Genomic DNA, 3080 nt, shown 5'->3' with positions numbered 1-3080 from the left:
ATTAAATATGCGTTATCTAGAACCCTTGTAGAGACGCGAAATTTCGCGTCTCTACTTTTTCGGAGATGTGTAATATAGCGTTCTCAAATGAGTCAGAAGCCAGAAGTCAGTATATTCTTATTTCTAACTTCTAACTTTCTAGGCCAGAGCCTATTGCATACAATCAAGAACTTTTTTTATAACAAGTCCAAATCTGTTACAGCACCAAGGCTACTAGAAGATACCAACTTCAGTAGACCGAAAAGCGCTCGTCGGTAATTACGCGCTGAACTGTTCAGACCTGACGCAGGCATTCACTTACACAGCTAAAATGATTTTAAGGAAACTCTTCAGCAGAATCACAACGCTGAGAATTAGCCTGTAAGTATTATCCGGTACGATCGCAGGAGGCAAAAAATGGGCTGGGCTGGATTAAGAATTGTGTTGGTAGAACCAGCTGGGCCGATAAATATCGGCGCGATCGCCAGAGTCATGAAAAATTTCGGCCTATATAATTTAGTATTAGTAAATCCCCAATGCGATCCGCTATCATCGGAAGCTTTGATGATGGCTGTTCATGGTCAGGAAATTTTAGAATCTGCGGTATTAGTGCCGACCTTACCAGAAGCATTGCATGGATGTGTGAGAGCGATCGCTACCACTGGTCGCTTTCGGAGTTTGCAAACGCCTTTAGAAAACCCCCGGACTGCATTACCCTGGTTACTGGAGGAACCAGAAAAACCCGCAGCACTTATCTTTGGCAGAGAAGATCGGGGATTAAGCAATGAAGAATTAAATTATGCACAGAGGTTTGTTTGCATTCCCACAAGTCAAGATTATCTAATCCTAAATTTGGCTACAGCCGTGGCAATCTGTTGTTATGAATTGTCACAATGTGTAAAACAACCTGATACTCAGACCCTACCCCAAACTGAACTTGCAGCAATAGATGTTGTGGAAGCATACTACCAGCAATTAGAATCACTATTATTGAAAATTGGTTATGTGTATCCGCATACGGCAGCTAGTCGCATGGAAAAATTTCGCCAACTGTATAATCGCGCTCACCTGAAAACAGGGGAAGTAGCCATGCTGCGAGGGATTTTGCAGCAGGTAGAATGGGCGATTAAAAACCAGAGGGATGGTGAAAACTTGTAATTATTTGTTTAATATATACGCAATCATCCCCCAAAATAATTAATATGGCTTAAACTAAACACAAAAATGCTACATAGTAGCAAAGTAGAATTTGAGTATTAATATTGCTTAAAGATTAAGTTTTGGGTCAGGAGTCTGCAAGAAAAAAGCCAAGTGGGTCACAAGGAGTAACGGTGTCAGAGTCAAGTGACGAACGGAAAGCTTTCTCGCGGCGTCAACCCTTAAATCGCCGCCAGCGTCCACAAAAAGTTCAAAAAGTGGTAAAGAAGAAAGTTAAAGCTAACAGCCAGCAGCAAGTTGTCAATGGACGACAAGCGGCGCTAACACGCCCAAAAAATCAAATCAGTCCTGCCCCAATCCCTGGTGCTACACGTCGGGTAAAATCGGGGTTAGTCATGCCATCGGCAGTAAAACCAATACCTACTGTGAAGGGGAATCCTCCCTTTCGACCAGGTGCTGTGATGGTCAAAACAGTGCGGATGGAAGTGCCAAAAAGAGGCCGGCGCTCATCGCGAAAAACGCGATTAAAGCCAATGGCCAAAACTATGCTGTATATTGTGCGATTGTTGATTGTGGGTGTTGGGATGGGTGCAATTGTGGGCACGGTGTTGTCAGTATTAGACCCTGCTAATCGCATCAGTACAAATTCGACACCCCAATCTAATGGTAATATGGTGCGATCGCAGCCACAACCTACTCAAACTCCGCCAGCGGCAGTTTCCAGCCTATATTTATCCCAGGAAATTATCCCTTTGAAAAATGCCGTGCAAAATTTGGCGGACACCAACCCAAATCTTACACCCGGAGTTTTCTTAGTAGATTTAGATACTGGTAATTATGTAGATGTCAATGGCTCAACCAGTTTTCCGGCCGCCAGCACAATTAAAGTGCCAATTCTAATTGCCTTTTTTCAGGATGTGGATGCAGGGAAAATTCGCCTAGAAGATATGCTGACCATGCAACAGGATATGGTAGCTGGCGGTTCGGGAACTCTGCAATATAAACCAGCCGGAACCGAGTACGCGGCTCTGGAAGTCGCCACTAAAATGATTACAATCAGCGACAACACAGCGACAAACATGCTGATTGCGCGATTGGGAGGAATGGAGGCTTTAAACCAGCGTTTCCGCACTTGGGGATTGACAAACACAACAATTCGTAATCAACTCCCAGATTTGTCAGGGACAAACACCACTAGTCCGAGGGAATTGGGGAATTTGATGGCGATTGTCAGTCAGGGGAATTTGGTGAGTATGCCATCACGCGATCTCATGCTCGATATCTTGCGTCGCACTCAGAGAGACACTCTGCTACCATCGGGTTTGGGAACAGGCGCAAGACTATACCACAAAACGGGTGATATTGGCACAATGTTGGCAGATGCAGGTTTAATAGTTGTTCCAACTGGCAAGCGTTACATAGCTGCTGTGATGGTACAACGCCCTAATAACGACCCTCGTGCCGAAAAACTGATTAGCTCAATTTCTCGTGCTGCCTACCAAGAGTTTAGCCAAAATGCTGTTACACCCAACACTACCACAGGGACGGTACCCATAAATGGTTATCAGCCCCCTGTTGGGAGTCCGGCTTTACCCAACGGTACTACAGGGACAGTACCAATGAACGTTTATCAGCCTCCTGTTGTCAGTCCTGTACCCAACGGTATGGGAGGTACTGTACCGGCAAACGGTTATCAATCTCCAGTTGTGAATCCCCAGTATTATCGCCCAAGATAATTTGGAATTTGGGAATTTGGTATTATTTTTATGGTTTTTGAAATAACCATAAATTTATACATGGCATAAATCTGATGAACTATACCGGCGACAACAACACGAATAATCTTGTCGGTGGAAATGATAATGATGTGTTGATTGGCCTTGGTGCTAATGACACCCTCAATGGCGGCGCCGGAAGTGATGGACTCTATGGGGATGATGGCA

2 protein-coding genes and 1 pseudogene are annotated in these 3080 nt (G+C 44.5%); all 3 read left to right on the top strand.

Annotated elements, in window-relative coordinates; genetic code table 11:
* Window positions 1-396 precede the first annotated feature (396 nt).
* Complete coding sequence (locus tag PUQ00_RS28295; RefSeq protein ID WP_300422812.1) at window positions 397-1137, top strand: RNA methyltransferase; 741 nt, start codon at window positions 397-399, stop codon at window positions 1135-1137.
* A 173-nt stretch (window positions 1138-1310) separates the two neighbouring features.
* The gene (locus PUQ00_RS28290) at window positions 1311-2873 is read left to right on the top strand and encodes a serine hydrolase (protein WP_300422810.1); all 1563 of its coding nucleotides are present in this window, start codon (window positions 1311-1313) and stop codon (window positions 2871-2873) included.
* Window positions 2874-2947: 74 nt separating this feature from the next.
* Window positions 2948-3080 (top strand): annotated as a pseudogene (locus tag PUQ00_RS32960) (hypothetical protein); the annotation flags it as partial.

It is taken from the genome of Nostoc sp. S13 (assembly GCF_029379315.1).
GTDB lineage: Bacteria > Cyanobacteriota > Cyanobacteriia > Cyanobacteriales > Nostocaceae > Nostoc.
This window is presented reverse-complemented; position numbering and strand designations above follow the sequence as displayed.

Excerpts from the sequence above, each read along its gene's own strand:
- PUQ00_RS28295 (WP_300422812.1), top strand. The coding sequence starts at position 397 with ATGGGCTGGGCTGGATTAAGAATTGTGTTGGTAGAACCAGCTGGGCCG.